This window comes from Streptococcus alactolyticus (assembly GCF_042649785.1).
GTDB classification, from domain to species: domain Bacteria; phylum Bacillota; class Bacilli; order Lactobacillales; family Streptococcaceae; genus Streptococcus; species Streptococcus alactolyticus.
This window is the reverse complement of sequence record NZ_JBHRZX010000037.1, coordinates 18,674-45,288: the sequence shown is the minus strand read 5'-3', so window position 1 is coordinate 45,288 and position 26,615 is coordinate 18,674. Positions and strand designations below refer to the sequence as shown.

Sequence of the window (26,615 nt, the reverse complement as noted above, 5' to 3'; positions counted from 1 at the left end):
CATGACACGTGTTTCCTCTTTTATTCAGTCCTTGTGGCTAGTTAGTTTTTGGAATTGAGGTCGTTTACGCATGATGTCAGAATTGTTTAAGAAATTGATGGAGCAAATTGAGATGCCGCTTGAAATGCGACAATCGCCTGCTTTTTCATCTGCCGATATTCGTGAGGTCAAGGTGCATTCTGTTTCTCGCCTTTGGGAATTCCATTTTTCATTTGCAGAAATTTTGCCTATTGAAATCTACCGTGAACTGTCTTATCGTTTGGTTCAGACCTTCAAACAAGCCGATATTAAGGCGACCTTTGACATTCAAGCAGAAACGGTTGATTTTTCACAACCCTTATTGCAAGCTTATTATGAGGAGGCTTTTGAACACGCACCTTGTGACAGTGCGAGTTTTAAAGCGTCTTTTAGCAAATTAAAAGTGGCTTATGATGGGCAAAAAGTGGTGATTGAAGCGCCAGCTTTTGTCAACAATGGGCATTTTCGCAAAAATCATCTGCCCAATCTCACGCGTCAATTTGAAGCCTTTGGCTTTGGTCGGGTGGCTTTTGATATTCATTCGGATGAGGTAATGACGCAAGCCTTGACGGAGGATTTTACTTCTAATCGTGAGGCTATAGTGGAAAAAGCGGTGCAGGACAACCGTGAAGCCGTGAAATCATTAGAAGCAACCATACCGCCAGTTGAAGAAGCACCAAAACCAGCCCCTGACTTTAGAGAACGTGCTAAACAGCGTCAAGCAGGATTTGAAAAGGCTGAAATCACGCCAATGGTCGAAGTGACCACGGAAGAAAATCGTATCGTCTTTGAGGGAATGGTGTTTGATGTGGAGAAAAAGACCACACGAACAGGCCGCCACATCATCAATTTCAAAATGACAGACTACACCTCTAGCTTTGCCTTGCAAAAATGGGCTAAAGACGATGATGAATTGAAAAAATACGATATGATTGCCAAAGGTGCTTGGTTGCGTGTGCGTGGAAATGTGGAAAACAACCGATTCACCCATGCCTTGACCATGAATGTGCAAGATGTCAAAGAAATTGTGCACCATGAGCGCAAGGACCTCATGCCAGAAGGTCAAAAACGAGTGGAATTTCACGCTCATACCAATATGTCCACCATGGATGCCTTGCCAACCGTGGAAGAATTGATTGATACTGCTGCGAAATGGGGGCATAAGGCTGTTGCCATTACCGACCACGGCAATGTGCAAAGTTTCCCGCATGGTTATCATAGGGCTAGGAAAAATGGAATTAAGGCGATTTTTGGCTTGGAAGCCAATATCGTTGAGGACAAGGTGCCAATTGCTTACAATCCTGCTGATTTGGACCTAAACGAAGCGACTTATGTCGTGTTTGACGTGGAAACCACAGGACTTTCTGCGGTCAATAACGATTTGATTCAGATTGCGGCGTCTAAGATGTACAAGGGCAATATCGTCGAGCAATTTGATGAATTTATCAATCCAGGGCACCATTTATCTGCCTTTACAACTGAGTTGACAGGGATTACGGATAATCATGTCCGCAATGCTAAACCAATTGAACAAGTCTTGCAGATGTTCCAAGATTTCTGCAAGGATACCATTCTCGTTGCTCACAATGCCACCTTTGACGTTGGTTTTATGAATGCGAACTATGAGCGTCACGGTATGCCAACGATTACCCAGCCTGTCATTGACACGCTGGAATTCGCCCGCAATCTTTATCCAGAGTACAAACGCCATGGTTTGGGACCATTGACCAAGCGTTTCCAAGTATCGCTTGAGCATCACCACATGGCCAATTACGATGCGGAAGCTACGGGTCGCCTGCTCTTTATTTTCTTGAAGGAAGCCCGTGAGAAGCACGGTTTGACCAATATGATGGATTTAAACACCAAGCTGGTTGCTGAGGATTCTTACAAAAAAGCCCGTGTCAAGCACGCCACTATTTACGTGCAAAACCAAACAGGTTTGAAAAATATGTTCAAGCTGGTCAGTTTGTCAAATGTGAAATATTTTAAAGGTGTGGCGCGTATTCCAAGAACAGTTTTAGATGCTCACCGCGAGGGCTTGCTTGTAGGAACGGCTTGTTCGGAAGGAGAAGTCTTTGATGCGGTCTTGTCATCGGGGGTTGATGCAGCGGTCAAGGTGGCACAATACTATGATTTTATCGAAGTGATGCCGCCAGCTATTTATGCTCCTTTGCTGGCTCATGGCACCATTAAGGACGAAGAAGGCATTCATCAGGTCATTCGGGATTTGATCGAGGTAGGCCGCCGTTTGAAAAAGCCCGTTTTAGCGACGGGAAATGTGCACTATATCGAGCCTGAGGATGAGATTTACCGTGAAATTATTGTCCGAAGCTTAGGGCAAGGGGCCATGATTAACCGTCCTATCGGTCGTGGTGAAGATGCCAAGCCTGCTCCACTGCCTAAGGCTCATTTCCGCACCACCAATGAAATGCTGGATGAGTTTGCCTTTTTGGGTGAGGAGTTGGCTTATGATATCGTCATAACCAATACCAATGCTTTTGCAGACCGTTTTGAAGAGATTGAAGTGGTCAAAAAAGATTTGTACACGCCTTTCCTTGATAAAGCCGAAGAGCGCGTGGCGGAGATGACCTACCAAAAAGCCTTTGAAATTTACGGCAACCCATTGCCCGATATCATTGATTTGCGGATTGAAAAAGAACTGACGTCTATTTTGGGGAATGGCTTTGCCGTGATTTACTTGGCGTCACAGATGCTGGTTATCCGTTCCAATGAGCGTGGGTACTTGGTAGGTTCGCGTGGGTCTGTTGGGTCAAGTTTTGTGGCGACCATGATTGGGATTACCGAGGTTAATCCTATGCCTCCGCACTATGTCTGCCCAAATTGCCAACACTCAGAATTCATCACAGATGGTTCCGTGGGGTCTGGCTATGATTTGCCAGATAAAGATTGCCCAGAATGCGGCACTCGTTACAAAAAAGATGGCCACGACATTCCTTTTGAAACCTTCCTTGGTTTTGATGGGGACAAGGTACCCGATATTGATTTGAACTTCTCAGGGGACGACCAGCCATCTGCTCACTTGGATGTGCGTGATATTTTTGGGGAACAATATGCCTTTCGTGCAGGAACCGTTGGTACTGTTGCGGATAGGACGGCTTACGGATTTGTCAAAGGCTATGAGCGTGATTATGGTAAATTCTACCCTGAAGCTGAGGTGGAACGCTTGGCACAAGGCGCAGCTGGTGTCAAACGGACGACAGGACAGCACCCAGGAGGGATAGTCGTTATTCCAAACTACATGGATGTTTACGATTTTACCCCTGTTCAATACCCAGCCGATGATTTGTCAGCGGAATGGCAGACCACGCACTTTAACTTCCATGATATCGATGAAAACGTCTTGAAACTCGATATTCTCGGTCATGATGATCCGACCATGATTCGAAAATTACAGGACTTGTCAGGCATTGATCCCAAAGACATTCCAGCGGATGATCCCGATGTCATGGCCCTCTTTTCTGGTACAGAGGTGCTTGGTGTCACACCAGAACAAATTGGAACGCCGACAGGTATGCTGGGAATTCCAGAGTTTGGGACTAACTTTGTTCGAGGCATGGTCGAAGAAACCCATCCGACCACTTTTGCGGAATTGCTCCAGTTATCAGGGCTTTCACACGGTACTGACGTTTGGTTGGGAAATGCCCAAGATTTGATTAAAGAGGGCATTGCGACTCTAAAAACCGTTATCGGATGTCGTGACGATATCATGGTTTACCTCATGCACGCAGGTTTGGAGCCAAAAATGGCCTTTACCATTATGGAGCGCGTGCGTAAGGGCATGTGGTTGAAAATTTCAGACGAAGAGCGCAATGGCTATATCACTGCCATGCGTGACAATCATGTGCCTGACTGGTACATTGAGTCTTGTGGAAAAATCAAGTACATGTTCCCTAAAGCCCATGCAGCGGCTTATGTGTTGATGGCGCTCCGCGTGGCTTATTTCAAGGTACATTATCCTTTGTATTATTACTGTGCCTACTTTTCAATTCGTGCCAAGGCTTTTGAGCTTAAAACCATGAGTGCAGGTCTTGATGCGGTGAAAGAACGCATGGAGGATATTGCTGCCAAACGCAAGGCCAACGAAGCCTCTAACGTGGAAATCGACCTATACACCACCTTGGAATTGGTCAATGAAATGCTTGAGCGTGGCTACACCTTTGGTCAATTAGACCTTTACCGTAGCGATGCAACTGAGTTTATCATTGACGGCAACACCTTGATACCACCATTTATTGCCATGGATGGATTGGGTGAAAACGTTGCCAAACAAATTGTCAAAGCGCGTGAAGAGGGCGAATTTCTCTCAAAAATGGAACTCAGAAAACGTGGTGGCGTGTCTGCTACATTGGTTGATAAAATGGACGAAATGGGCATTCTTGGCAACATGCCAGAAGATAACCAATTAAGTTTATTTGATGACTTTTTATAGATGTTAAGCGTCCCTAAAAACGAGCAAAGGCATTTTGTTCATTTTTTCGTAAAAGCAAGGAGAAAAGATGTCTGAATTAACAAATCAAGCTGTGAAAGCCATGGTCGTCATGCGTAAGGCTTTTCGGACCATTGATACCACGGTGTCAGAAACCTTTAAAGCCGACGGCCTCACCCCGACCCAATTTAGCGTGCTGGATGTGCTTTATAGCAAGGGGCCTATGAAAATCGGAGAGCTGTTGGAAAGCATTTTAGCGACTTCGGGCAATATGACTGTTGTCATCAGAAATATGGAGAAAAAAGGCTGGGTCACGCGCACCACTTGCCCTAATGACAAACGTGCTTATTTAGTCACGCTGACAGAGGAAGGACGCCAAGTCATTGAGCGTGCCCTGCCGCACCACATCACCAAAATCGAGGAAACCTTTGCCGTTCTCATCCCTCAAGAACAGCTTGAACTCATTCGCTTGCTCAAAAAATTCAAACCGCGTGAGCATAATCATTTACAAAAGCCAAAATAAAGCATACAATAAGCCTATAGAAATTACTATGTAGTGATAAACGAGTTATCGCTTGTATTAAGGAGAAAACGTATGAAAAAAGTATTATTTATTGTTGGTTCATTGCGCAAAGGGTCTTTCAATGAACAATTGGCTGAGAACGCCAAAAAAGCCTTGGCAGGCAAAGCAGAAGTTAGATACCTTGATTGGTCACAAGTTCCAGTCTTTTCACAAGATTTAGAGGCTCATTTGCCAAAAGCAGTCCAAGATGCTCGTCAAGCTGTTTTAGACGCAGATGCGATTTGGATCTTTTCTCCTGTTTATAACTTTGCTATTCCAGGTTCTGTTAAAAATCTTTTGGACTGGCTATCTCGTGCGTTAGACTTATCTGACCCACGTGGACCATCAGCAATCAACGAAAAAGTCACAACCGTTTCTATCGTAGCAAACGGCGGCCACGAACAAGTGGCAGAAAGCTACCGTGCCTTGCTTCCATTTATCCGTACCCAATTTGTTGATAACATCACCATGTCACATATCAACGATTCAGCTTGGGCAGATGGTGTATTTGTTCCAACAGCCGAAGTGTTAGTTGATCTTGACAAGCAAGCAGCGGCTTTATTAGCAGCTTTAGATTAAAATGGCAATGAAAAAACGGCCTTGCCCATGAGGGGCAAAGTCGTTTTTTCGATGCTTATTAGTCAATAATGAGCATGCCTTCTTTAACGGCAAATGGATTTTTAGGGTCAATGTGGTCGTAGAACATGATACCGTTTGTGTGGTCGATTTCGTGTTGCACAACGATTGAATTGTACCCTTTTAATTTAACGCGGTGTTTTTCACCGTTCTTGTCAAAATATTCCACAGTAACGCGTGCATGACGGACAACATAGCCTTCGACAACACGGTCAACAGACAAGCAGCCTTCACCATCAGCAAGCGCAGCATCTTGCACAGAATGTGCTACAACGCGAGGGTTGTACATAACCTCTTGCAAGCTGTAAGCTTCTTCTGGTGGGTTGCCGTCTTTGTCCTCAGGATTTGGCACAAGAACAGCAATAATGCGTTTTGAAATGTCCAATTGTGGAGCGGCTAAACCAACACCACCACGCAAGCCCATTTTTTCAGCCGTTACAGGGTCTTGTGAATTTTTCAAGAATTGTAGCATTTTTTCGCCTAGGATGATTTCCTCGTCAGACAATGGGAAAGTTACGTCTTGCGCAACGGCACGAAGGGTTGGATTTCCCTCACGAATGATATCATCCATATTGATTAAATGACTCGGTTTGACTAATTTTTTAATAGCAGACATAATTCCTCCTCTTTTCATTCTCTAATAACACTATAGCACAAAACAAGGCAAGTAGAAAGCTAAAGGCTTAATTCGTGATTTTGAGGGCGATTAACTGGCTCATATCTTTGATGCGGTAGTAGGGTTTTTCTTTTTCGATAATGCCCAAATCAATCAGCTCATGAATCACGCGCAGCAAATGGCGGTAGCTAACACTAAACGAATCCGCCAGACTCTTTAATTCTAAGGTAAATAAGCCCTTGTCCTCCACCGCTAAAATATGCGTGGCTAAGCGTTCTTTCAAGGTGTAATTTAGGTTGGTCGAAGCACGGATATTTTGGTCGTAAAGCGATTGCGCCAAGCCCTTGCTGAGGTTTAATAGCAAGGTATTATCTGCCAGCAATTCCTCGCGAATGCCCGCCAAGGGAAGTTGGACCACCACCGTGTCCTCAAGTGTAATCACTGATGATACCACAGGCTGATTAGTCAATAACTCAATATCCCCAAGCAAGGTTGGCTTGTCTTTGATGTCTAAAATGTGCTCCTTGCCGTTAAACAAACGACGGACAATTTTGACTTTGCCTTCCACAAAATAAGAAAGAGCCGTCAACTCTTCCCCTTGGTGGCAAATGGCTTCCCCAGCAGGTAGCCTAAAAACGTGTAATTTATCAAAATAGTGTTCTGGAAAAATCGACTTTAACTGGTATTCTTTGGTAAGCGCTTCTAGCGACACGTAACCCTCCTCATGTGACAAAAGTCCTATTTTTATGTGTCAACATTGATTATACTTGTTTTAGCCAAAAAAACAAGTAAGGAGTTGTTATGAAAACCTTTTTAGAGAAATTGAGCTTATTATCTTTATCTCTGATGCTCGTTTCGACCTTCTCAACCTCGACAGCATTACCGCAAATGATTGCGACTTATCAACAACAAGGCTATGCGACAAGCCAAGTTGAGTTTCTTTTTTCGATTACCTCATTTACAATCATGGGCATTTTGATTTTAAATCCTTTTTTAAATCGTGTCTTGTCTGAACGTGTGAGTGTTATCATTGGTTTGCTTTTAATTGCTTTTGGTGGTAGTTTGCCTGTCGTTCGTCAAGATTACAGCCTTGTGGTGGTATCACGTATCTTGTTGGGAATTGGGATTGGCTTGATTAACTCTCGTGCCATTAGTATCATCAGCGAAACCTATGAGGGACACGAACGCGCCCAAATGCTTGGTTTGCGTGGGTCTTTTGAAGTTTTGGGAAGTGCCTTTTTAACAGGAATCGTTGGTTTCTTGGTTCCGATTGATTGGTCTTGGGCTTTTATCATCTACCTATTTGCTTTGCCTATTTTGTTCTTTTACCTTCTTTTTTCTCCCAAAAAACGCACAACGGAAAAAGTGGTTCAAGAACGTTCTTCAGCCAAATTCACCAAAGATGACATTTTCTTTATTGTCGGATTGTCGTTGCTCGCTGGTTTTGTGATTAACATCAATAGTGCCAATAGCCTTCGTATTCCAGTTATTATCGACCAATTGCACCTAGGAAGTCCTAGCCAAGCCAGTATGATTTTAAGTGGTATGATGCTCATGGGGATTTTGTCAGGTTTCCTCTTTAAGAGCTTGTTGTCTTATTTCAACAGACACTTGATTACCGTGTCGCTTATTCCATTTGCCCTTGGTTTGTTTATGCTTGGTTTTGCTCAAAACCTTTGGATCATGCTACTAGGTGCTATGTTATCAGGCTTCTTGTATAGTATCATTGTGACAACCGTCTTTAACGTTGTTTCTAATAAAATGCCTGCTCAGCTCATTGGTGATGCCACAACCTTGATTTTGCTCTTTTGTAACTTTGGAGGAGCCAGTGCGGCCATTACCTTAAACCTCTTTTCAAAAATTAACCCACACCCAGCCTTTGCCTTTATCATTTATGGTGTGATTAGCTTGGTGATTAGTTTGATTTTAGCTTTAAAAGCTTACTTTTCACGCAAAACGGTGTGTGTTAATTCGTAAAAAAAGAGCAGGTATTTTTGAGAGATAGAGAAAAAATCTTTGACAAAATCAGTCATTATCTGCTACAATAATCGGTGTCGTAAGACAAGTAACTTTTTCTTGGTTGTAGGAAACGCCAAACCCTATGACTCGGATGAAGCATTATAAAGGAGAAAAAATATGGCAATCTCAAAAGAGAAAAAAAATGAAATCATCGCTCAATACGCACGTCACGAAGGTGACACAGGTTCAGTTGAAGTTCAAGTAGCTGTTCTTACTTGGGAAATCAACCACCTTAACGAGCACATTAAACAACACAAAAAAGACCACGCTACTTACCGTGGATTGATGAAAAAAATCGGTCACCGTCGTAACCTTTTGGCATACCTTCGCCGTACAGACGTTAACCGTTACCGCGAATTGATCGCATCACTTGGACTTCGTCGCTAATCACAAACGACTGTCCAAAGCCTGTCAAGAGCCTATGCTTTTGGCAGGCTTTTTTCTGTGCTTTTTTAAGAATAAAACATTAAAAGTATATTAGTTTACTTGGGAAAATGTATCCCTTTACAAGACTATAAAAATAAAAATGAAAAAGCTTACAAAAACAGCTTGACATTTTATTTAAAAAACGTTAATATAATTAGTGAAGAATATCACAATAACACAAAGTGTTGGTGATGATTCCTTTTACTTGATGATCGGCTGAACGCCACTTAGACCTCTTGATCAGTTTTAAGTGTTGTCCTGTTTTGACTCTAAGTTACGGAATTATATCGTAAGATTTTTCTTCGATAACAATATTAATTTTTAAGGTATTATAAAGGAGGCTTTTAATGGCTGAAACAAACAATGCAGAAGTAAAGACAAATGAGTTGAGCGCTGAAGAATTGGCACAACAATACACAGGTTCTTTAGTTGAAAAAGCGCTTGAAGCTGAACGTATTTATGCGACTTACTCACAAGAACAAGTTGACAAAATTGTAGCAGCGATGGCACTTGCAGGTTCAGAAGCATCTTTGGAACTTGCAAAAGAAGCACACGAAGAAACTGGTCGTGGTGTTGTTGAAGATAAAGATACCAAAAACCACTTTGCAACTGAGTACGTTTACGAACGTATCAAAAATGAAAAAACAGTTGGTATCATTGGGGAAGACAAGGTTGCAGGCAGCATCCAAATCGCAGCTCCTCTAGGTGTTTTGGCAGGGATTGTTCCAACAACTAACCCAACATCAACAACAATGTTCAAAATTTTGGTGGCTTTGAAAACACGTAACGCTATCGTGTTTGCCTTCCACCCACAAGCTCAAAAATGTTCAGCTCATGCGGCAAAAATTTTATACGATGCAGCCGTTAAAGCAGGGGCTCCTGAAAACATTGTTCAATGGATTGAAACACCATCACTTGCGAACACATCAGCCCTTATCCAAAACAAAAACATTGCGTCAATCTTGGCTACTGGTGGACCTGGTATGGTTAATGCAGCCCTTAAATCAGGAAACCCATCAATGGGTGTAGGTGCAGGTAACGGTGCTGTTTACGTTGATTCAACTGCTGATATTGACCGTGCGGTTGAAGATTTGTTGATGTCTAAACGTTTTGACAATGGTATGATTTGTGCTACTGAAAACTCAGCGGTTGTTGCTGCAGACATCTACGACACATGGATGCAAAAAATGCAAGAAAAAGGGGCATACCTTGTTCCTAAATCAGACTACAAGAAAATTGAAGACTTCGTCTTTAACGCTAACCACGGTGTAAACGGACCAGTTGCCGGAATGCCTGCAACTTGGATTTGTGAAAAAGCAGGTGTGGCTCTTCCAGAAGGCAAAGATGTTCTCTTGTTCGAACTTGACAAAGCTAACATAGGTGAAAAGCTATCATCAGAAAAACTTTCTCCACTTCTTTCAGTTTACAAAGCAGAAACACGCGAAGAAGGTATCGAAATTGTATCAGCTCTTCTTGACTATCAGGGTGCTGGGCACAACGTTGGCATCCAAATCGGTTCTCAAGCAGATCCATTTGTAGCTGTCTATGGAGACGCTGTGAAAGCTTCACGTGTATTGGTTAACCAACCAGACTCAGTTGGTGGTATCGGTGATGTTTACACTGACGCACTTAAAGCTAGCTTGACATTAGGAACAGGATCATGGGGGAAAAATTCATTGTCACACAACCTTTCAACTGGCGATCTCCTCAATATTAAAACGGTTGCTAAACGTCGTAACCGTCCACAATGGATTCGCTTACCAGAAAAAACTTACTATGAAAAGAATGCTATTTCATACTTGCAAGATGAGTATGAGCCAATGAAACGCGCGTTGATCGTTGCTGACCCAGGAATGGTTCAATTTGGTTTCGTTGATACTGTTTATGCCCAATTGGCACTTCGTGATGAAAAAGTAGAAACATCACTTTACGGAACAATCAAACCAGACCCAACACTTGGTCAAACTATTGAAATTGCAAAACAAATGCGCGAATTCAAACCAGATACTGTTATTGCTATCGGTGGTGGATCTGCCATTGACGCTTCTAAAATTGCTCGCTTGATTTACGAAGTATCTCTTGACCGTGGTGCTGAATTCCTTGATAACTACGATGCAGTGAGCGAATTCTTCCTAGAATTGCAACAAAAATTCATCGATATCCGTAAACGTATCGTGAAATTCAAACACCAAACAGCAACACGTCTATTCTGTATCCCAACAACTTCAGGTACAGGTGCTGAAATCACACCATTTGCTGTTATCACAGATGATTACACTCACGTGAAATACCCACTTGCTGACTATGAATTGGTACCACAAGTTGCCATTGTTGACCCAGAATTCGTTATGACTGTGCCAAAACGTACAGCAGCTTGGTCAGGTCTTGATGCGTTGTCACACGCCCTTGAATCTTACGTATCTGTTATGGCTTCTGACTTCACACGTCCATGGTCACTTGAAGCAATCAAATTGATTATGGAAAACCTTGAAGATGCTTATAACTATGATCCTAAGAACCCAACGCTTCGTGGTGAAAAAGCGAAAGAAAACATGCACTACGCAGCAGCGATTGCAGGTATGGCGTTTGGTAATGCCTTCCTAGGTATCAACCACTCACTTGCTCACAAAACAGGTGGTGAGTTCGGCCTTCCACACGGTCTAGCTATCTCTATCGCAATGCAACACGTTATCCGCTACAACGGGGTAACTGGTAATGTGAAACGCTCTGTTTACCCACGTTACGAAGAGTACCGTGCACAACAAGACTACGCAAACATTGCTCGTTACATCGGTCTAGAAGGTAAAGACGATGCTGAATTGGTAGAAGCACTTTGCCAACGTATTGACCAGTTGATGCGTGCTGTTGATGTTGAGCCATCACTTTCTGCAAACGGCGTAACCAAAGAAGCCTTTGACGCTGCAGTAGATCGTTTGGCAAGCTTGGCTTATGATGACCAATGTACACCAGCTAACCCACGTCAACCATACATCTCAGAATTGAAACAACTTTTGATTGACATGTTCTAATGTCGGTTGTTTAAAGCCGTCTATAAATGAAGCCTCCCATGTTTTTTTGGGAGGCTTTTATGATACAATGGGTAAAGATATGTTAGAAACTGTTTTTAAGAAAGGTTGGTCACAAAAAGATGATTGGGTCATTGATAGTTGGTGCCTTGATTGGTATGATTGCTGGTAGCATTACAAATAGAGGGGAATCCATGGGTTGTATCTACCGCATTTTTGCTGGTTTGGTTGGTTCTTATGTTGGTCAAACCTTATTTGGTTACTGGGGACCTTCTCTAGCAGGCATGGCAATCTTACCTTCGGTTTTAGGGGCTATTATTGTTATTGCTGTTGTGGATTTGTTATTTAGATAAACACTATAAGAGGTTGGGGTAGCGCTATCCTAGCCTCTTTTTGAAAAATTGACGATAAGAGTCTGAAATTTCTGTTTAATTATGATAAAATAATAGGGATACGTAGTTTTATGCAAAGACGAGTTTGTAAGATTGTTGGCTTTTACAGGTTGGTTTTTGTAGAAAACGGGCGTATCAAAATAAAGGTTTTATGAGGAATAATCATGTCAAAACAAACTTTTCAAACGACTTTTGCGGGGAAACCCCTTGTAGTTGAAATTGGACAAGTAGCCAAACAAGCCAACGGTGCCGTTGTGGTACGCTATGGTGAATCAACCGTTCTTAGCGCTGCGGTCATGTCTAAGAAGATGTCTATGGGGGATTTCTTCCCACTTCAAGTTAACTACGAAGAAAAAATGTACGCTGCTGGGAAATTTCCAGGTGGTTTCAACAAACGCGAAGGGCGTCCGACAACAGATGCCACTTTAACGGCCCGCTTGATCGACCGTCCTATTCGTCCTATGTTTGCAGAAGGTTTTCGTAACGAAGTCCAAGTGATTAACACCGTTTTGTCTTACGATGAAAATGCTAGCGCTCCAATGGCAGCCATGTTTGGCAGCTCGCTTGCCTTGTCTATCTCAGACATCCCATTTAATGGCCCAATCGCTGGCGTGCAAGTGGCTTATATCGACGGTGACTTTATCATCAATCCAACAGCCGAACAAAAAGAGCTTTCTCTTCTGGAATTGACTGTTGCAGGGACCAAAGATGCCATCAACATGGTAGAATCAGGCGCCAAAGAATTGTCAGAAGATATCATGTTGGAAGCCCTTCTTAAAGGACACGAAGCTGTACGTGAATTGATTGCCTTCCAAGAAGAAATCGTGGCAGCAGTTGGTAAAGAAAAAGCTGAGGTGGAATTGTTGCAAGTGGACGCTGACTTGCAAGTTGAAATTATCGCTGCCTACAATACTGACTTGCAAAAAGCGGTGCAAGTGGAAGAGAAAAAAGCGCGTGAAGCCGCAACAGAAGCTGTCAAAGAAGAAGTCAGAGCCGTTTATGAAGAACGCTACGCTGAGGATGAAAACTTTGAAACCATCATGCGTGACGTGGCTGAAATCCTTGAACAAATGGAACACGCTGAAGTCCGCCGCTTGATTACCGAAGATAAAATTCGTCCTGACGGTCGTCGTGTGGATGAAATTCGTCCTTTGGATGCTGAAATTGATTTCTTGCCAAAAGTGCATGGTTCAGGGCTTTTCACTCGTGGGCAAACCCAAGCTTTGTCTGTCTTGACCCTTGCTCCAATGGGAGAAACTCAAATTGTAGATGGTCTTGACCCAGAATACAAAAAACGCTTCTTGCACCACTACAATTTCCCACAATATTCGGTGGGTGAAACGGGACGTTATGGGGCTCCAGGCCGTCGTGAAATTGGTCACGGTGCACTTGGCGAACGTGCGCTTGCCCAAGTTCTTCCTAGCTTAGAAGAATTCCCATACGCGATTCGCCTTGTTGCCGAAGTCTTGGAATCAAATGGGTCATCATCACAAGCATCAATTTGTGCGGGAACCTTGGCGCTTATGGCAGGTGGTGTGCCAATCAAAGCTCCTGTTGCAGGGATTGCCATGGGTTTGATTTCTGACGGTAGCAACTACACTATTTTGACGGACATTCAAGGTCTTGAGGACCACTTTGGTGACATGGACTTTAAAGTGGCGGGAACTCGCGAAGGGATTACTGCCCTTCAAATGGATATCAAGATTGAAGGCATTACCCCACAAATCTTGCAAGAGGCCCTTGCTCAAGCGAAAAAAGCGCGCTTTGAAATCCTTGACTTGATTGAGGCAACCATTCCAGAACCACGTGCTCAATTAGCACCAACTGCACCAAAAATTGATACCATTAAGATTGATGTGGATAAAATCAAGGTGGTTATCGGTAAAGGTGGCGAAACTATTGATAAAATCATCGAAGAAACGGGTGTTAAGATTGACATTGACGAAGATGGAAATGTATCGATCTTCTCTTCAGACCAAGCAGCTATTGACCGTGCCAAAGAGATTATTGCTGGTTTGGTGCGTGAAGCCAAGGTCGGTGAAGTTTACCGTGGCAAGGTGGTTCGTATTGAAAAATTCGGCGCCTTTGTCAACCTCTTTGACAAGACAGATGCCCTTGTTCACATTTCAGAAATCTCATGGACTCGCACGGCAAATGTGGCAGATGTCCTAGAAGTCGGTGAAGAAGTTGACGTCAAAGTCATCAAAGTTGACGACAAAGGACGTGTGGATGCTTCGATGAAAGCCCTCTTGCCACGCCCAAAACGTGTTGAGCGTACACCAAAAGAAACAGACTAAAAAAGAAGGAATAGTGGCTTTATCCATGCTCTCTGACAAAGAGGTCGTGGATAATCCATTTTGGATAGAAATATGACAAATCAAAATGAACTGGACTTGCGTTTGCGTGCTTTTGTCAACGCACCAGATAACTTTTTAGATAGCGTTGCTTTAGTCAATGCTTTACACAATATTCCAGTATTGGCGAGCAAAGAGCCTTATGCCGTTGAGGTAGAAGGGCAAAAAGTCACTCCAGTCTTTACAGATCAAGAGGATCTAGAAATTTTTAAACAAGACCAAGCCAGTGCTAGAGAACAAGAGTGGGTGGAACGCCTAGCCATTGACATTTTAAGAGAAGTAATTGAAAAAGGCTTGTACGGTATTGTCTTTAACTTGAAAAAATCAGGTGATTTTGGCAATTCAACCATTTTCAAGAGCAGCGAATTCATTCAATTTTTAAATGCTTACACCACGATTTTAAACAAGCTCATGGGGGATGACAATCTCGCTGCGGATGTGCTTGATAAGTTCTATCTGGTGCCAGCTTTTGTGCATCCACGTGATGACGAAAGCTTTGATCGTATGTTCCCAACCATGTCAACACCTGACGGGGAAAGCTACGTGCCTGCCTTTTCAAACCTGCAAAGTTTTGCAAAATGGTATAACCACGATGAGTTTGGTTTGCCTTTCCGTAAAGCACAGGGCAGCATTTTGGTTTGGAATTTAGCGGAAATTTACCAGCCAGGACATGGTGAAAACGATATTGACGAAACGGTTGGTGTGGTGATCAATCCGTTTGACGAACAACAAATTTTAGTGAATTGGTCAGAAATTGATGAGTAAAGGAGAGTGTCTATGGGTTGGTGGAAAGAAACAATTGAAATCGTTAAGAAGAATGATCCAGCAGCTCGTAACTCTCTGGAAATTATCTTAACGTATCCTGGTATAAAAGCTTTAGCGGCCCATCGCTTATCCCATTTTTTGTGGCAACACGGCTTTAAATTGTTGGCGCGGATGCACAGTCAGTTTTGGCGTTTTTGGACGCAAATTGAAATTCATCCTGGTGCTGAAATTGCTGAGGGCGTTTTTATTGACCATGGTTCAGGGCTTGTCGTTGGGGAAACGGCCATTGTTGAAAAAGGTGTTATGCTGTACCATGGTGTTACCCTTGGTGGTACGGGAAAAGACGTTGGTAAACGCCACCCAACCGTGCGTGAGGGAGCCCTAGTGTCCGCCCACGCCCAAGTGATTGGTCCTATAGAAATCGGAAAAAATGCGAAAGTCGGTGCGGCTGCTGTTGTGGTTTCAGATGTGCCAGCAGATGTGACCGTTGTTGGGGTGCCAGCAAAAGTGGTGCGTGTTCACGGGAAAAAAGACGAAACGATTATTCACGATATGGAAGAAAATCGCGAATACTACACGTCTAAGTTGGAAGAAGCCCGTTATCAAAGCTTGCATTCGTCAAAACTTTAGACCAAACGACAAGTGGGAGAAAAAAGATGACAATTAAGATTTATGATACAATGACTCGAAGTTTGCGTGAATTTGTGCCCATAACCGAAAATACGGTTAATATGTACGTCTGCGGACCAACGGTTTACAATTACATTCACATTGGAAATGCACGTAGCGTGGTGGCTTTTGATACTATTCGCCGCTATTTTGAATACCGTGGCTACAAGGTCAACTACATTTCTAATTTCACGGATGTGGATGATAAAATCATCAAAGGTGCGGCTGAAGCTGGTATGGATACCAAGGCTTTTTCAGACAAATTCATCGCTGCTTTCTTGGAAGATGTGAAACAACTAGGCGTCAAGCCTGCTACTAAAAATCCACGTGTTATTGATTACATGGACGAGATTATTGATTTTGTCAGTGTTTTGATAGATAAGGGATTTGCCTATGAGGTTGGTGGCGACGTGTATTTCCGTGTAGCCAAAAGCCATAATTATGCTAAACTGGCCAACAAAACCCTAGCTGATTTGGAAGTGGGGGCCAGTGGTCGTGTGGACGGCGAAGGCGATATTAAGGAAAATCCGTTGGATTTTGCGCTTTGGAAGGCAGCCAAACCTGGCGACGTGTCTTGGCAAAGTCCTTGGGGTGAGGGGCGTCCTGGTTGGCATATTGAATGCTCGGTTATGGCGACAACCCTTCTTGGCGATACCATTGATATTCATGGTGGGGGAGCCGATTTGGAATTTCCGCACCATACCAATGAAATTGCCCAATCAGAAGCCAAGACTGGCAAGACCTTTGCAAACTACTGGATGCACAACGGTTTTGTCAATGTGGACAATGAAAAAATGTCAAAATCGCTGGGTAATTTTGTGACAGTCCACGATATGTTGAAAACAGTGGACGGGCAAGTGTTGCGTTTCTTCCTTGCCACCCAACAATACCGCAAACCTATCAATTTCACAGAAAAAGCCGTGCATGACGCTTCTGTCAATTTGAAATATTTGAAAAATACGTATACCTTGCCTCTAGGTCAAGCAGTTGATTCAGCTGAATTGGCGGCTTTCAAGGCTGATTTTGAAGCGGCTATGGACGATGATTTCAACACCGCAAATGGTATCACTGTTGTCTTTGACATGGCAAAATGGATTAACTCAGGCAATTATGACCAAGCGGTTAAGGATACTTTTGCGGCTATGCTGGCTGTCTTTGGTATTGTCTTTGAAGAAGAAGTCTTGGATGCGGATATCGAAGCCTTGATTGAAAAACGCCAAGAAGCGCGTGCCAACAGAGATTTTGCGACTGCCGATGCCATTCGTGACCAATTGGCCGCACAAGGTATCAAACTGCTAGATACCAAAGATGGGGTGAGGTGGACACGTGACTAAGGTAGATGTCAATCTCATCAACGGTATTGCCCTAGCTTTTGAAGGCGATGCGGTTTATTCCATGTACATTCGCAAGCACTTGATTTTTCAAGGCTTAACCAAACCCAATCAATTGCACCGCAAGGCAACTAAGTACGTGTCTGCCAAAGCCCAAGCTTACCTTATCAATCTGATGCTAGAAGCGCAGCTATTGACCGAAAAAGAAGAAGATATCTACAAACGTGGTCGCAACACCAACAGTCACACCAAGGCAAAAAATGCAGACGTTGTGACTTATCGGATGTCAACAGGTTTTGAAGCCGTGATGGGCTATCTGCACATGACAGACCAAATTGAGCGTCTGGAAGAGCTCATTGATTGGTGCATTCAAACAATTGAAAACGAGAATTGAGATAAAAGATTAGTCTTGGTCAGTCAAAGCGAGGCTAATCTTTCTTTGTGTCTTTTGACTAATGAGGTGACGATGAAAAATCGGGTGTTATCAGAATTTACAGACCAAAAAATCAAGACCGTTATGCTGGACTTGTTGCTAGAAAAGCCCTACTCCAAAATCAGAATAACGGATATCACAACTCTGGCCAATATCAATCGAACAACTTTTTGTTTGTTTTACCAGTCAAAAGAGGAGTTGGTTCAGTGCATTTGCGAGGACTACCTCACTCAGTATGGGCAGGAACTGAAAGAATCCTTGGAAACGGGAAATTTAGATTTGACACTTGTGGTGCGTTATTTTGACAATTTACCCAAGCAAAAAGACTTGCTCAAAGTGATTTTTCGCTGGATTTGCCCAAATACCATCCTGACAGGGAAATGCAAGCCACGATTGAAAAGGTTATTTTGGATATTTTTTCGCACAAGTACCCTCATGTGCCACAGTATCGGCTTCATTACTTTGCGACCTTATTTGCGGCAAACACCTTAGCCACGATTAAATGGCAATTGACCAAGCCTGATGAATGTTCGGTTGAAGAAGTAGCTGCTATGATTCAGCTTGCCATGACCAGCGGTTTGGAAAGTATTTTACTCGACAAATAATGATTTTTGTCTTTGACTTTGTAAATTGATGCGATAGACTGCTAAAAAACGAAGGAAAAGGAGTCACATTATGGTTAAACTTGTCTTTATCGTTGGATCACTACGTAAAGGATCGTTTAATGAACAATTAGCGAAAAAAGTAGAAAGTCTATTGCCAAAACACGTGGACGTTTCATATCTTAGTGTTGATTTACCTTTAATGAACCAAGATTTAGAAACCCCAGTCTTACCAGAAATCCAAGCTATTCGCGATCAAGTGATGGCAGCAGATGCCCTTTGGATTTTCACGCCAGCTTATAACCATGCTATTCCAGGAAGCTTGAAAAATGCTTTGGATTGGTTGAGCCGTTCTTTGGATTTGTCTGACTTGCGTGGACCATCGGCCTTGCAAGATAAATTTGTCACAGCTTCTTGTGTGGCTAACGGACAATCTCCAGAAGATGTCTTTGAACAACTCATCCCTTTGTTGAATTGGCTTAGAACACGCGTGGTGGAACCTTTCACAGGTGTTCCAATTAACCCAGAAGCTTGGGGAGATAACAAACTCGTTGTTTCTGATGATGTTGTAAACCAATTAGAAACCCAAATCAAAAACCTTCTTGCTGCGATATCAGCAGATGACAAGTAAGCTACTAAATAAACTGAGCCAGTTCTCGTATGAGGACTGGCTTTCGTGTTATAATAGTCCTATGAAGAAAAAAGAACTTAATGACATGACTGATATTGTTTATGGTGTGCACGCTGTTACAGAAAGCTTGGCCGCCAATACTGGAAATAAACTCTACATTCAAGATGACTTGCACGGCAAAAACGTAGAAAGCATGAAACAATTGGCTGCCGACAAGAAAGTGTCTATTTCATGGGTGCCTAAAAAAACTTTGAATGACATGACTAACCACGCCGTTCACCAAGGCTTTGTCTTGCGAGTATCCGCTTTTTCTTATGCTGATTTGGATGCCATTTTAGATAAAGCCAATCAAGAGGATAATCCTCTTATCTTGATTTTGGACGGTTTAAATGATCCTCATAATTTTGGGTCTATTTTGCGAACGGCTGACGCAACCAATGTGGCAGGGGTGATTATCCCCAAACACCGTGCGGTCGGAGTGACGCCTGTTGTGGCTAAAACGTCAACAGGTGCTGTGGAACATGTTCCTGTTGCCCGCGTGACCAACCTCAGCCAAACCCTAGACAAACTAAAAGAGCAAGGTTTTTGGGTGTTTGGAACGGACATGAACGGCACCCCTAGCCATAAGTGGAATACCGCAGGGAAATTAGCCTTGATTATTGGTAACGAAGGAAAAGGCATTTCACCAAATATCAAAAAGCAAGTCGATGAAATGATAACCATTCCTATGAACGGACACGTTCAGAGCCTAAACGCCAGCGTAGCAGCTGCGATTTTGATGTACGAGGTTTTCCGTCATAAATTAGGCTAAACCCTCAAAAACCTCTAGGAAGGAAACAAAGTGAAGCAAAAAATCCTTTTGGTTGATGGTTACAATATGATTGCTTTTTGGCAAGAAACACGTCAATTATTCAAAAAGAATCAGCTTGATGCTGCCAGAACGCTCTTGTTACGCAGGCTTAACAACTATGCCCATTTTGAGCATATTGATATTATTTGCGTGTTTGATGCCCAATACGTCCCTGGTGTTCGCCAACGCTATGACCAGTACAAAATCCAAGTGATTTTTACAGAAGAAGATGAAACGGCTGACGCTTATATTGAACGCACCGCAGCAGAATTAAACACACCACGTCATTTGGTGGAAGTAGCAACCAGCGACTTAAATGAGCAGTGGACGATTTTCTCACAAGGTGCCTTGCGCGTGTCGGCGCGTGAGTTGGAGCAGCGGGTTGCCGAGATCGGCTCTAATTTGAGGAAAATGTCACGGCAGATTGATTTGTCAACGCCTAAACTTCGCCCTTGGAATGATAGCCAATTAGACCAGCTCAAGCAATTTTTGAATGATTTGTCCTAAGTTTTTGCTGCCCTTTCAAAAGTTATAGCTAGCCATAAGTATTTTGTATAACTGCTAGGTCCCTTTTGGTTTGACAAACGTGATATAATGTAGGGCATTAAGGGAGTGAGTTTTATGCAGTTAACTTATGCCGTATTAGGAAGTGGCTCTATGGGTTTGCGTTTTGGGTTGTTGCTTAAAGAGCATCTTGGAGCGCAGGTGGATTTTATTGACACTTGGGAAGAGCATATAAAGACCGTGACAGAGCAAGGTGGGGTCTACCAATCTCGCGATGGCAAAGAAAGGCACTTGGTGCCGATACCCCTTCAGCGACCTGAAGAGTATAAAGGTAAACCTGATGTTTTGCTGGTTTTTGATAAGCAAATGCACTTAGCAACCTTGCTCGAGCGTAGCCAACATATTTTCCGTGAAGAACAGCACGTTTTCACAGGAATGAATGGTGTGGGACACATTGAAGCCTTGAATCGTTATTTTGTACCAGAAAAAGTCTTGGCAGGAACTTGTTTGATTGGAACAGTCTTAAAAGGGGCGGGTGATGTTGACTTCATCGGAAAAGCAGGATCGGGTTCGGTGAATCTAGCTGCCCAATCAGGCAATCTTGATGCTGTCCAAAAACAGATTGTTGCTGATTTTGGAACTTCCAATTTGACCCCTCATCCCACGGATAACTTTTTAGGGACACTTTACACCAAAGTAGTCTTTAATTCAGTCATCAATACGATTTGTACGCTATTTGAAATTCGGATGGGGCAGTTTATTGATTACGAAGGGGCTGAAAAGCTAGGTCGTCAGCTGATTGACGAAGCTTACGATGTTGCTGATTTAGCGGGCATAAAACCCTTGGGCAGTCGTGACGAAGAATGGCAAACCATCCATTATGTAAGCAAGGTGACAAGCCCACTGCATTACCCATCCATGTATCAAGACATGAGTAAAGGGCGCCAAACAGAAGTGGATTATATCAATGGCTACATTTATGATTTAGGGCAAAAATACGGCTATCAAGCTAAAACACATGATTTTCTAAGACACTTGGTTCATTTAGCGGAAAATACCCGAAAATACCGTTAAATCAAGCTATCAAGAAATACAAAACATAAAAAAAGATAGTAGGTAATGCTTGACTAACTACTATCTTTTCTGTTATTATAATAGATGGTATTGTTTACCCCATTTGTAAGGCCCCGGAACCTTTCAAATAACTCGTGGATTCGGAACACCCACACTTTGTAAACAAAAACGAATTCGTATAGGAGAACTCATGAACAAAACAACATTCATGGCTAAACCAGGCCAAGTTGAACGTAAATGGTACGTTGTTGACGCAACAGATGTACCTCTTGGACGTCTTTCTGCAGTAGTTGCTAGCGTACTTCGCGGAAAAAACAAACCAACATTTACACCACACACTGATACAGGTGACTTTGTGATTGTTATCAATGCTGAAAAAGTTAAATTAACTGGAAAAAAAGCAACTGATAAAATCTACTACACTCACTCAATGTACCCAGGTGGATTGAAACAAATCTCAGCAGGTGAACTTCGCTCTAAAAACGCTGTTCGCTTGATTGAAAAATCAGTTAAAGGCATGCTTCCACACAACACTCTTGGACGTGCACAAGGTATGAAATTGAAAGTCTTCGTTGGTAACGAGCATACACATGCTGCACAAAAACCAGAAGTACTTGATATCAAAGGACTTATCTAAGAGAGAAAGGAGCATCTATTAAATGGCACAAGCACAATACACAGGTACTGGTCGTCGTAAAAACGCTGTTGCACGCGTACGTTTAGTTCCAGGTACTGGTAAAATCACAGTTAACAAAAAAGATGTAGAAGAATACATCCCACATGCTGACCTTCGTCTTGTTATCAACCAACCATTTGCAGTAACATCAACTGAAGGTTCATACGACGTTTTCGTTAACGTTGTAGGTGGTGGTTACGCAGGTCAATCAGGCGCTATCCGTCATGGTATTGCACGCGCTCTTCTTCAAGTTGACCCAGATTTCCGTTCTTCACTTAAACGTGCAGGTCTTCTTACACGTGACGCACGTATGGTTGAACGTAAAAAACCAGGTCTTAAGAAAGCTCGTAAAGCTTCACAATTCTCAAAACGTTAATCAAAACCTTATTATATCAACGTTTACAGGCACTTTTTGGTGTCAGTTGGTGTTAATTATAGTGATAAGTCGTTTAAGAGACTTAAAGCATCGGCATCCTGCTGGTGCTTTTTTTCTGGCATTAATTCAAGATAATATTGCTGAGTTGTCAAAATTGAATTGTGTCCCAAACGTCTTGAAATATAATCCAGACTAATATCTTTTGAAAATAGAAAAGAAGCGTGGGTATCACGTAAGCCGTGAAATGTTGTCTTAGTTAGGTCAAGTTGTTTCAGTAAGCGTTGAAGTTGCCCAGCTTGTCTAAATCCATTCCAATCAAAAACATAATCTGTTTTAGTATTAGCTAGATTTACTAGTATTTGATAAATGTCTTTATTGATAGAAATATCACGCTTAGAGTGTTTGGTTTTTAGTTGTGTATCGTCATTAGTTGGGCTGATAGAGCGCCTAACTTTAATACCGTACTCAAAAATATCTTCTTTTTTGAGACCAAGTAGTTCGCCACGTCTAGCACCAGTTTCAAGGGCTAGAGCTACTAATACATTAAATTCATCTTCTTCTGCATGATTTAAGCAATACTGCCTTAATTTTTTAAATTCTGTAACAGATAGGGGAATATTCCGTTTTGGTAGCTCTTTCCCTTTTGATTTTAAGAGATGGCCAAAGTCATTTGTAATTAAACCACGAGCATAAGCATATTTTAATGAACCTCGTATCTTTAAAACTAGCTCTTTTACAGTCTTCTTTGAGTGAGATTCAGAATATTTATCAATCTTTTTCTGCATAATAATATCATCAAGATGTTTGAGCTGAATCCCATCAAAAAGACTATCCACAACTACAAGAGTTCTCTTGTAATTGATGAAGGTTGCTTCACGGACATCATTTTTCTTTACCGTTTCTACCCAGTTACGGTAAAAATCTGTAAATAGTGTAGAACGTTCAGCAATGTTTTTCCCACGTCCTTTTTCAAGCTCCATTTCTAAAGTCCAAAGTTCAGCATCTTTTTTGTTGCTGAACGTTTTAGTTTCTCGCTTGTATTCCCCTTTTTTGTAAAGTGAAATAGTTGCACGGAAAGAATTTCCACGTTTAGTAATTGTTGCCATTTTATCAGCCTTTCTATATGAAAAATGATTGATAAAATAGACTAGTCACATATAGGATATATGAAAAATCTTATTTTATCAATCGTTATCCGTTAATCACAGTGATTTTCGATAAATTTTACAAGCTTAGATTTTAGGTATCGCTCCTGCTTCCCAACCATAAAACATTGAAAGTCTGGGTGATTTCTGATGTATTTGTCGAATGATTTAGGGTCGATTCCAAGTAGTTCAGAAGCTTGTTGCCTAGTTAGTAGAAGTGGTCGAGTGTTTTGAATCATCAGTTTGACTTCCTTTCTTTGTTTGATTTCGTTGTGGATTGCAACGCCGTGAGTCAAGATACTTTGCAAAGAAGTAAGTACGTTCAATGATGAGTCCAAGAAGTGGTGTGTGATTAGCACGAGCATACCAAACCAATTCTTCAAACTCAGTGAAGTCATTCTGCTCAATAATGTCCACGACTTCGTGCATGAACTCATCTGAGTTCATTTCTACAAGAAATTTATCAAGGTTGAAGCCACAACCCACCTCAATGTCATTCACATCGTACTGGGTTTTGTCTTTATTTTCAGCGTGAGTGAAATAATCGAAGAGACCCTTAGGAGATTGGACAACCTCCACATGGGCAGGACCATTCAATTTATTCTTGATTAACTCAGAGACTTGCTTGTAGCTCTTGAGTGAATCAAAGAAGAATGCTCCGTGTTTGTGAGCTTTTTTCAGTTCTCCTGTTTGTCGATTGATGTCTTTGTCGTGCCAAGGGCTCAGAATGAAGGGGATGTGCAATTCTTCTAATACCTCAAGATAGTCAGTAGGGCAACTCTCTTTGTAGAACAGGAATGTCCACTTGCTTGAGCGTTGTTCTTTTACCATATATTTACATGCCTTTCTAATTTTGATTACTGATTATTGGATAATTGGGGGGTCATAGTAACCCCCAATTATCTTGTTCAATGGAAAAGAGGGAGCTATTTGGCTACTGCTTAACGCAAGCCATAGCCCCCTCTTTTACCGTCTTTTCCCAACTAACCAAAGGCTATTGCGAACCCGATTAGGTGCAGAGAAATAGTAGTCAAGATGCTGGCTAGAGACTTCTTCTTTCAACTGGGAAGTCATATCGCCCAAGACTTTTTGCCCTTGCTGGTCTCTAGGGACTTTGATAAAGACGGTAACTTCATCTTTTCGGATGTCTACCACGCTCTTATGAGCACAGCGATTGAAACTACTATTGATTGGATTGTAGGTAGTAATGGTCTGGTTGTCTATGGTGGTGACCTTCTCTGACTTTTCTCGTTGAGTCAGGAAGTTACGGAGCTTGAAGGTGTGGTAGATAGATTTGAAATAGTTGAAAAGATTATCAAATCGGATACGATTCAAGACTTCAAGCGTAACGGATGCAAACAAAGTACCGAGTAAGTAACTCATAGCCATATAAGCGTAATGGCTACCCATTGCTAGATAGCTATTGACTTGAGAAAGGTCAAGTGCGATAGGAAGTGTTAAGTCAAGAGTGCTTGCTAGAAAGCTTAATGACCATCCAAGGAAACCTGTTAGGAGTGAAAACAGCATCAAGTAGATATTGAAGTTGTAAGTCCTCATAAAGAATGATTTTTTCATCATTAGTGAATGCCCTCCGTTGTGTAGTATGTTGGACAAAGTAAAGGAAGCACTTGATAGGGATGTTCGTTATCAATCACCTGAATCAACCCAGTGCCGTGTCCAGTAGGAATGACAATGCCTTCGGGGTCGAGGTCAGGGAATAAGAATTGGGTTGTTTTCTTATTGATATTGCCAATCTGGATGAGAACATTGAGTTGCTCACGAACAGAAATTGGGATAGTTGTGTGGTCGAAACGCTGGCTAACAAGGAGTAAGTGAATCTTGGTAGCCCGTCCCAGTAGAGCAATTTGCGATAAGAGGGAGAAGAAAGACTCTTTGATGGTCTTATTGACACCCTCTGAGAGAGCCAGCACCTCGTCCATGACGATAGTGAGATGGGTGAACTTATGGCGGGGGTTGTCATATAGAATTGCCTGACGTTGTTGAATCAGATTTAGGCATTGACTCAAACGCTCATTGACTTCTGAAACGAAGTCAGATTTAGAGCGATTTTCCACGGGATGGATGACGGCAATTTTATGTTCACGAGCCCAACGGCTTGGACTATCGAATTTTGGGTCTACTATAATTAAATCAGACTGATTTTTTAGCACAGACAGCAGATAGGTGAGTGCGTAAGACTTACCTGAGCCCGAGTTTCCACAAATAGCCATGTGGTTCACCTTATCAAGATTGAGAGAAAAGTTTTCCATAATTGGAATGTGATTCTTAGGAAGACTTGCTGTGTATTTGTCGAGGTCAGGGATGACCAAGCGTTTTGAGATGCCTACCTTCCACGGAAAGAAGAGCCCACGCTGAACATGAATATCATCTGTCTTGAGTGGAACAAAGTAAGTTGCGTTCTGCTTCAAAAGCGTATAGTGGGGGTACAAGGATGCGTTGGCAATCAAGAAGATTTTGTTATAGAGTTCATCATCTAGGATATAGGCACAAGGAAGCCTAGGGATGAAGATGAAGCCATCCTCTTGAATGACGATATTGAAGCTATTAGTATAGCTCGTCTCCCCCTGCATCAGAGCCCCAAGAGCCATATTTAGGCTCTGGAGCAAGTAAGATTGCAGGACGGTGTCTGCTTTCGTTGCCATTATTTGACCTCCTTGATGCCATCAGCTTTGAAGTAGACGTTGTAGCGAACCTCAACAGCTTGCAGGTTGTCAAATTCAACCAATCTAAGAAATTCAGGGAGTTTGACCTTATCTTCAAACTTGACTTGGAAGGGTTCGAGCCCTTCTTGGACAAAGGTTGCTTTGTAGGCGATAATCTCACCAGTTGGCTTTCCATCTTCAAAGAGTTGTTGGGGTTCTAGTTCAATGCTAAGGCTGTGAATTGGTTTTGTGGGATTCACATATTCGATTGCGGTTGTGGCAGAATAGCCACCTTTCTTGTGTTTTGTTTTAATTGCCATGGGTTTTATCCTCCTTTATGGCTTGCATATTTTGTTAGGACGACATGCTCGGTTTGAGTCGTGAGCTGGACTGTCTTAGC

27 protein-coding genes are annotated in these 26,615 nt (G+C 42.4%); 19 read left to right on the top strand and 8 right to left on the bottom strand.

From position 1 onward, the window contains the following. Positions 1-73 precede the first annotated feature (73 nt). From ACFORE_RS07450 to ACFORE_RS07440, 3 genes are all read left to right on the top strand, one after another. Positions 74-4,468: a PolC-type DNA polymerase III gene (locus ACFORE_RS07450; RefSeq protein WP_154454158.1), complete on the top strand. Its 4,395-nt coding sequence runs from the start codon at positions 74-76 to the stop codon at positions 4,466-4,468. Positions 4,469-4,535: 67 nt separating this feature from the next. Continuing rightward, positions 4,536-4,988 (top strand): MarR family winged helix-turn-helix transcriptional regulator, encoded by a 453-nt coding sequence (locus ACFORE_RS07445; protein WP_154454103.1) that lies wholly within the window; start codon positions 4,536-4,538, stop codon positions 4,986-4,988. Positions 4,989-5,060: 72 nt separating this feature from the next. Continuing rightward, complete coding sequence (locus tag ACFORE_RS07440) at positions 5,061-5,606, top strand: NADPH-dependent FMN reductase (protein ID WP_154454102.1); 546 nt, start codon at positions 5,061-5,063, stop codon at positions 5,604-5,606. Between the two features lie 58 nt (positions 5,607-5,664). On the opposite strand, the gene def is transcribed toward ACFORE_RS07440, so the two are convergent. Both def and ACFORE_RS07430 read right to left on the bottom strand, forming a co-directional pair. Continuing rightward, positions 5,665-6,279: a peptide deformylase gene (gene def, locus ACFORE_RS07435; RefSeq protein WP_154454101.1), complete on the bottom strand. Its 615-nt coding sequence runs from the start codon at positions 6,277-6,279 to the stop codon at positions 5,665-5,667. Between the two features lie 67 nt (positions 6,280-6,346). Next, on the bottom strand, positions 6,347-6,991 hold the full coding sequence (locus tag ACFORE_RS07430) for a cyclic nucleotide-binding domain-containing protein (RefSeq protein WP_167829242.1): 645 nt from the start codon (positions 6,989-6,991) through the stop codon (positions 6,347-6,349). Positions 6,992-7,080: 89 nt separating this feature from the next. Between ACFORE_RS07430 and ACFORE_RS07425 the strand changes: the two genes are divergently transcribed. The 16 genes from ACFORE_RS07425 (at position 7,081) to rpsI (ending at position 22,407) form a co-directional block, all read left to right on the top strand. Then, positions 7,081-8,256 carry an MFS transporter gene (locus ACFORE_RS07425; RefSeq protein WP_154454099.1) on the top strand — a complete coding sequence of 392 codons (1,176 nt, stop codon included), beginning with the start codon at positions 7,081-7,083 and terminating at the stop codon, positions 8,254-8,256. A 159-nt stretch (positions 8,257-8,415) separates the two neighbouring features. Continuing rightward, on the top strand, positions 8,416-8,685 hold the full coding sequence (gene rpsO / locus ACFORE_RS07420; protein WP_003063161.1) for a 30S ribosomal protein S15: 270 nt from the start codon (positions 8,416-8,418) through the stop codon (positions 8,683-8,685). 386 nt (positions 8,686-9,071) lie between these two features. Further along, positions 9,072-11,753, top strand: a complete 2,682-nt coding sequence (gene adhE, locus ACFORE_RS07415) for a bifunctional acetaldehyde-CoA/alcohol dehydrogenase (RefSeq protein WP_294608002.1) — start codon at positions 9,072-9,074, stop codon at positions 11,751-11,753. A gap of 119 nt (positions 11,754-11,872) precedes the next feature. After that, positions 11,873-12,103, top strand: a complete 231-nt coding sequence (locus ACFORE_RS07410; RefSeq protein WP_154454098.1) for a GlsB/YeaQ/YmgE family stress response membrane protein — start codon at positions 11,873-11,875, stop codon at positions 12,101-12,103. A gap of 203 nt (positions 12,104-12,306) precedes the next feature. Next, positions 12,307-14,439 (top strand): polyribonucleotide nucleotidyltransferase, encoded by a 2,133-nt coding sequence (pnp, locus tag ACFORE_RS07405; RefSeq protein WP_168261107.1) that lies wholly within the window; start codon positions 12,307-12,309, stop codon positions 14,437-14,439. 72 nt (positions 14,440-14,511) lie between these two features. Beyond that, positions 14,512-15,261: an SseB family protein gene (locus tag ACFORE_RS07400; RefSeq protein ID WP_154454096.1), complete on the top strand. Its 750-nt coding sequence runs from the start codon at positions 14,512-14,514 to the stop codon at positions 15,259-15,261. Positions 15,262-15,273: 12 nt separating this feature from the next. Next, a complete protein-coding gene (gene cysE, locus ACFORE_RS07395) occupies positions 15,274-15,891 on the top strand; it encodes a serine O-acetyltransferase (protein WP_154454095.1) in 618 nt (205 codons plus the stop codon). 26 nt (positions 15,892-15,917) lie between these two features. Continuing rightward, entirely contained in the window at positions 15,918-17,264 is a 1,347-nt protein-coding gene (gene cysS / locus ACFORE_RS07390) for a cysteine--tRNA ligase (protein ID WP_154454094.1), read from the top strand. After that, on the top strand, positions 17,257-17,655 hold the full coding sequence (locus ACFORE_RS07385; protein ID WP_167829241.1) for a Mini-ribonuclease 3: 399 nt from the start codon (positions 17,257-17,259) through the stop codon (positions 17,653-17,655). Before cysS ends, ACFORE_RS07385 begins: the two co-directional genes overlap by 8 nt. A gap of 419 nt (positions 17,656-18,074) precedes the next feature. Then, a complete protein-coding gene (locus tag ACFORE_RS07380) occupies positions 18,075-18,299 on the top strand; it encodes a hypothetical protein (RefSeq protein WP_154454093.1) in 225 nt (74 codons plus the stop codon). 70 nt (positions 18,300-18,369) lie between these two features. After that, positions 18,370-18,927: an NADPH-dependent FMN reductase gene (locus ACFORE_RS07375; RefSeq protein WP_154454092.1), complete on the top strand. Its 558-nt coding sequence runs from the start codon at positions 18,370-18,372 to the stop codon at positions 18,925-18,927. A gap of 61 nt (positions 18,928-18,988) precedes the next feature. Beyond that, complete coding sequence (gene rlmB / locus ACFORE_RS07370; RefSeq protein ID WP_154454091.1) at positions 18,989-19,738, top strand: 23S rRNA (guanosine(2251)-2'-O)-methyltransferase RlmB; 750 nt, start codon at positions 18,989-18,991, stop codon at positions 19,736-19,738. 30 nt (positions 19,739-19,768) lie between these two features. Further along, on the top strand, positions 19,769-20,284 hold the full coding sequence (locus tag ACFORE_RS07365) for an NYN domain-containing protein (RefSeq protein ID WP_167829240.1): 516 nt from the start codon (positions 19,769-19,771) through the stop codon (positions 20,282-20,284). Between the two features lie 114 nt (positions 20,285-20,398). After that, positions 20,399-21,355 carry a ketopantoate reductase family protein gene (locus tag ACFORE_RS07360; protein WP_380435086.1) on the top strand — a complete coding sequence of 319 codons (957 nt, stop codon included), beginning with the start codon at positions 20,399-20,401 and terminating at the stop codon, positions 21,353-21,355. 190 nt (positions 21,356-21,545) lie between these two features. Continuing rightward, the gene (rplM, locus tag ACFORE_RS07355) at positions 21,546-21,992 is read left to right on the top strand and encodes a 50S ribosomal protein L13 (RefSeq protein WP_154455317.1); all 447 of its coding nucleotides are present in this window, start codon (positions 21,546-21,548) and stop codon (positions 21,990-21,992) included. Positions 21,993-22,014: 22 nt separating this feature from the next. Then, complete coding sequence (gene rpsI / locus ACFORE_RS07350) at positions 22,015-22,407, top strand: 30S ribosomal protein S9 (protein WP_154455316.1); 393 nt, start codon at positions 22,015-22,017, stop codon at positions 22,405-22,407. A 56-nt stretch (positions 22,408-22,463) separates the two neighbouring features. Here the strand turns inward: rpsI and ACFORE_RS07345 are convergent, their stop codons facing one another. The 6 genes from ACFORE_RS07345 to ACFORE_RS07320 all read right to left on the bottom strand — a co-directional run bounded on the left by ACFORE_RS07345 (position 22,464) and on the right by ACFORE_RS07320 (position 26,535). After that, a complete protein-coding gene (locus ACFORE_RS07345) occupies positions 22,464-23,513 on the bottom strand; it encodes a tyrosine-type recombinase/integrase (protein WP_020916115.1) in 1,050 nt (349 codons plus the stop codon). A gap of 92 nt (positions 23,514-23,605) precedes the next feature. After that, entirely contained in the window at positions 23,606-23,791 is a 186-nt protein-coding gene (locus ACFORE_RS07340) for a helix-turn-helix domain-containing protein (RefSeq protein ID WP_000615732.1), read from the bottom strand. Beyond that, a complete protein-coding gene (locus tag ACFORE_RS07335) occupies positions 23,757-24,383 on the bottom strand; it encodes a replication protein (protein WP_264338710.1) in 627 nt (208 codons plus the stop codon). Before ACFORE_RS07335 ends, ACFORE_RS07340 begins: the two co-directional genes overlap by 35 nt. 135 nt (positions 24,384-24,518) lie before the next feature. Continuing rightward, positions 24,519-25,130, bottom strand: a complete 612-nt coding sequence (locus ACFORE_RS07330; protein ID WP_380435085.1) for a hypothetical protein — start codon at positions 25,128-25,130, stop codon at positions 24,519-24,521. Next, positions 25,130-26,215: a helicase HerA domain-containing protein gene (locus ACFORE_RS07325; RefSeq protein ID WP_369908704.1), complete on the bottom strand. Its 1,086-nt coding sequence runs from the start codon at positions 26,213-26,215 to the stop codon at positions 25,130-25,132. Before ACFORE_RS07325 ends, ACFORE_RS07330 begins: the two co-directional genes overlap by 1 nt. Then, complete coding sequence (locus tag ACFORE_RS07320; RefSeq protein WP_253041742.1) at positions 26,215-26,535, bottom strand: hypothetical protein; 321 nt, start codon at positions 26,533-26,535, stop codon at positions 26,215-26,217. Before ACFORE_RS07320 ends, ACFORE_RS07325 begins: the two co-directional genes overlap by 1 nt. Between the last annotated feature and the right edge of the window lie 80 nt (positions 26,536-26,615).

Bases quoted from the DNA above. Each gene is read 5' to 3' on its own strand.
- adhE (WP_294608002.1), top strand. From the start codon at position 9,072: ATGGCTGAAACAAACAATGCAGAAGTAAAGACAAATGAGTTGAGCGCT.
- rpsO (WP_003063161.1), top strand. From the start codon at position 8,416: ATGGCAATCTCAAAAGAGAAAAAAAATGAAATCATCGCTCAATACGCA.
- ACFORE_RS07380 (WP_154454093.1), top strand. From the start codon at position 18,075: ATGCAAGCCACGATTGAAAAGGTTATTTTGGATATTTTTTCGCACAAG.
- ACFORE_RS07425 (WP_154454099.1), top strand. From the start codon at position 7,081: ATGAAAACCTTTTTAGAGAAATTGAGCTTATTATCTTTATCTCTGATG.
- ACFORE_RS07375 (WP_154454092.1), top strand. From the start codon at position 18,370: ATGGTTAAACTTGTCTTTATCGTTGGATCACTACGTAAAGGATCGTTT.
- ACFORE_RS07335 (WP_264338710.1), bottom strand. From the start codon at position 24,383: ATGGTAAAAGAACAACGCTCAAGCAAGTGGACATTCCTGTTCTACAAA.
- pnp (WP_168261107.1), top strand. From the start codon at position 12,307: ATGTCAAAACAAACTTTTCAAACGACTTTTGCGGGGAAACCCCTTGTA.
- rpsI (WP_154455316.1), top strand. From the start codon at position 22,015: ATGGCACAAGCACAATACACAGGTACTGGTCGTCGTAAAAACGCTGTT.
- ACFORE_RS07340 (WP_000615732.1), bottom strand. From the start codon at position 23,791: ATGATTCAAAACACTCGACCACTTCTACTAACTAGGCAACAAGCTTCT.
- ACFORE_RS07360 (WP_380435086.1), top strand. From the start codon at position 20,399: ATGCAGTTAACTTATGCCGTATTAGGAAGTGGCTCTATGGGTTTGCGT.
- ACFORE_RS07325 (WP_369908704.1), bottom strand. From the start codon at position 26,215: ATGGCAACGAAAGCAGACACCGTCCTGCAATCTTACTTGCTCCAGAGC.
- ACFORE_RS07320 (WP_253041742.1), bottom strand. From the start codon at position 26,535: ATGGCAATTAAAACAAAACACAAGAAAGGTGGCTATTCTGCCACAACC.
- ACFORE_RS07445 (WP_154454103.1), top strand. From the start codon at position 4,536: ATGTCTGAATTAACAAATCAAGCTGTGAAAGCCATGGTCGTCATGCGT.
- cysE (WP_154454095.1), top strand. From the start codon at position 15,274: ATGGGTTGGTGGAAAGAAACAATTGAAATCGTTAAGAAGAATGATCCA.
- def (WP_154454101.1), bottom strand. From the start codon at position 6,279: ATGTCTGCTATTAAAAAATTAGTCAAACCGAGTCATTTAATCAATATG.
- cysS (WP_154454094.1), top strand. From the start codon at position 15,918: ATGACAATTAAGATTTATGATACAATGACTCGAAGTTTGCGTGAATTT.
- ACFORE_RS07450 (WP_154454158.1), top strand. From the start codon at position 74: ATGTCAGAATTGTTTAAGAAATTGATGGAGCAAATTGAGATGCCGCTT.
- ACFORE_RS07440 (WP_154454102.1), top strand. From the start codon at position 5,061: ATGAAAAAAGTATTATTTATTGTTGGTTCATTGCGCAAAGGGTCTTTC.
- ACFORE_RS07330 (WP_380435085.1), bottom strand. From the start codon at position 25,130: ATGATGAAAAAATCATTCTTTATGAGGACTTACAACTTCAATATCTAC.
- rlmB (WP_154454091.1), top strand. From the start codon at position 18,989: ATGAAGAAAAAAGAACTTAATGACATGACTGATATTGTTTATGGTGTG.
- ACFORE_RS07345 (WP_020916115.1), bottom strand. From the start codon at position 23,513: ATGGCAACAATTACTAAACGTGGAAATTCTTTCCGTGCAACTATTTCA.
- rplM (WP_154455317.1), top strand. From the start codon at position 21,546: ATGAACAAAACAACATTCATGGCTAAACCAGGCCAAGTTGAACGTAAA.
- ACFORE_RS07400 (WP_154454096.1), top strand. From the start codon at position 14,512: ATGACAAATCAAAATGAACTGGACTTGCGTTTGCGTGCTTTTGTCAAC.
- ACFORE_RS07410 (WP_154454098.1), top strand. From the start codon at position 11,873: ATGATTGGGTCATTGATAGTTGGTGCCTTGATTGGTATGATTGCTGGT.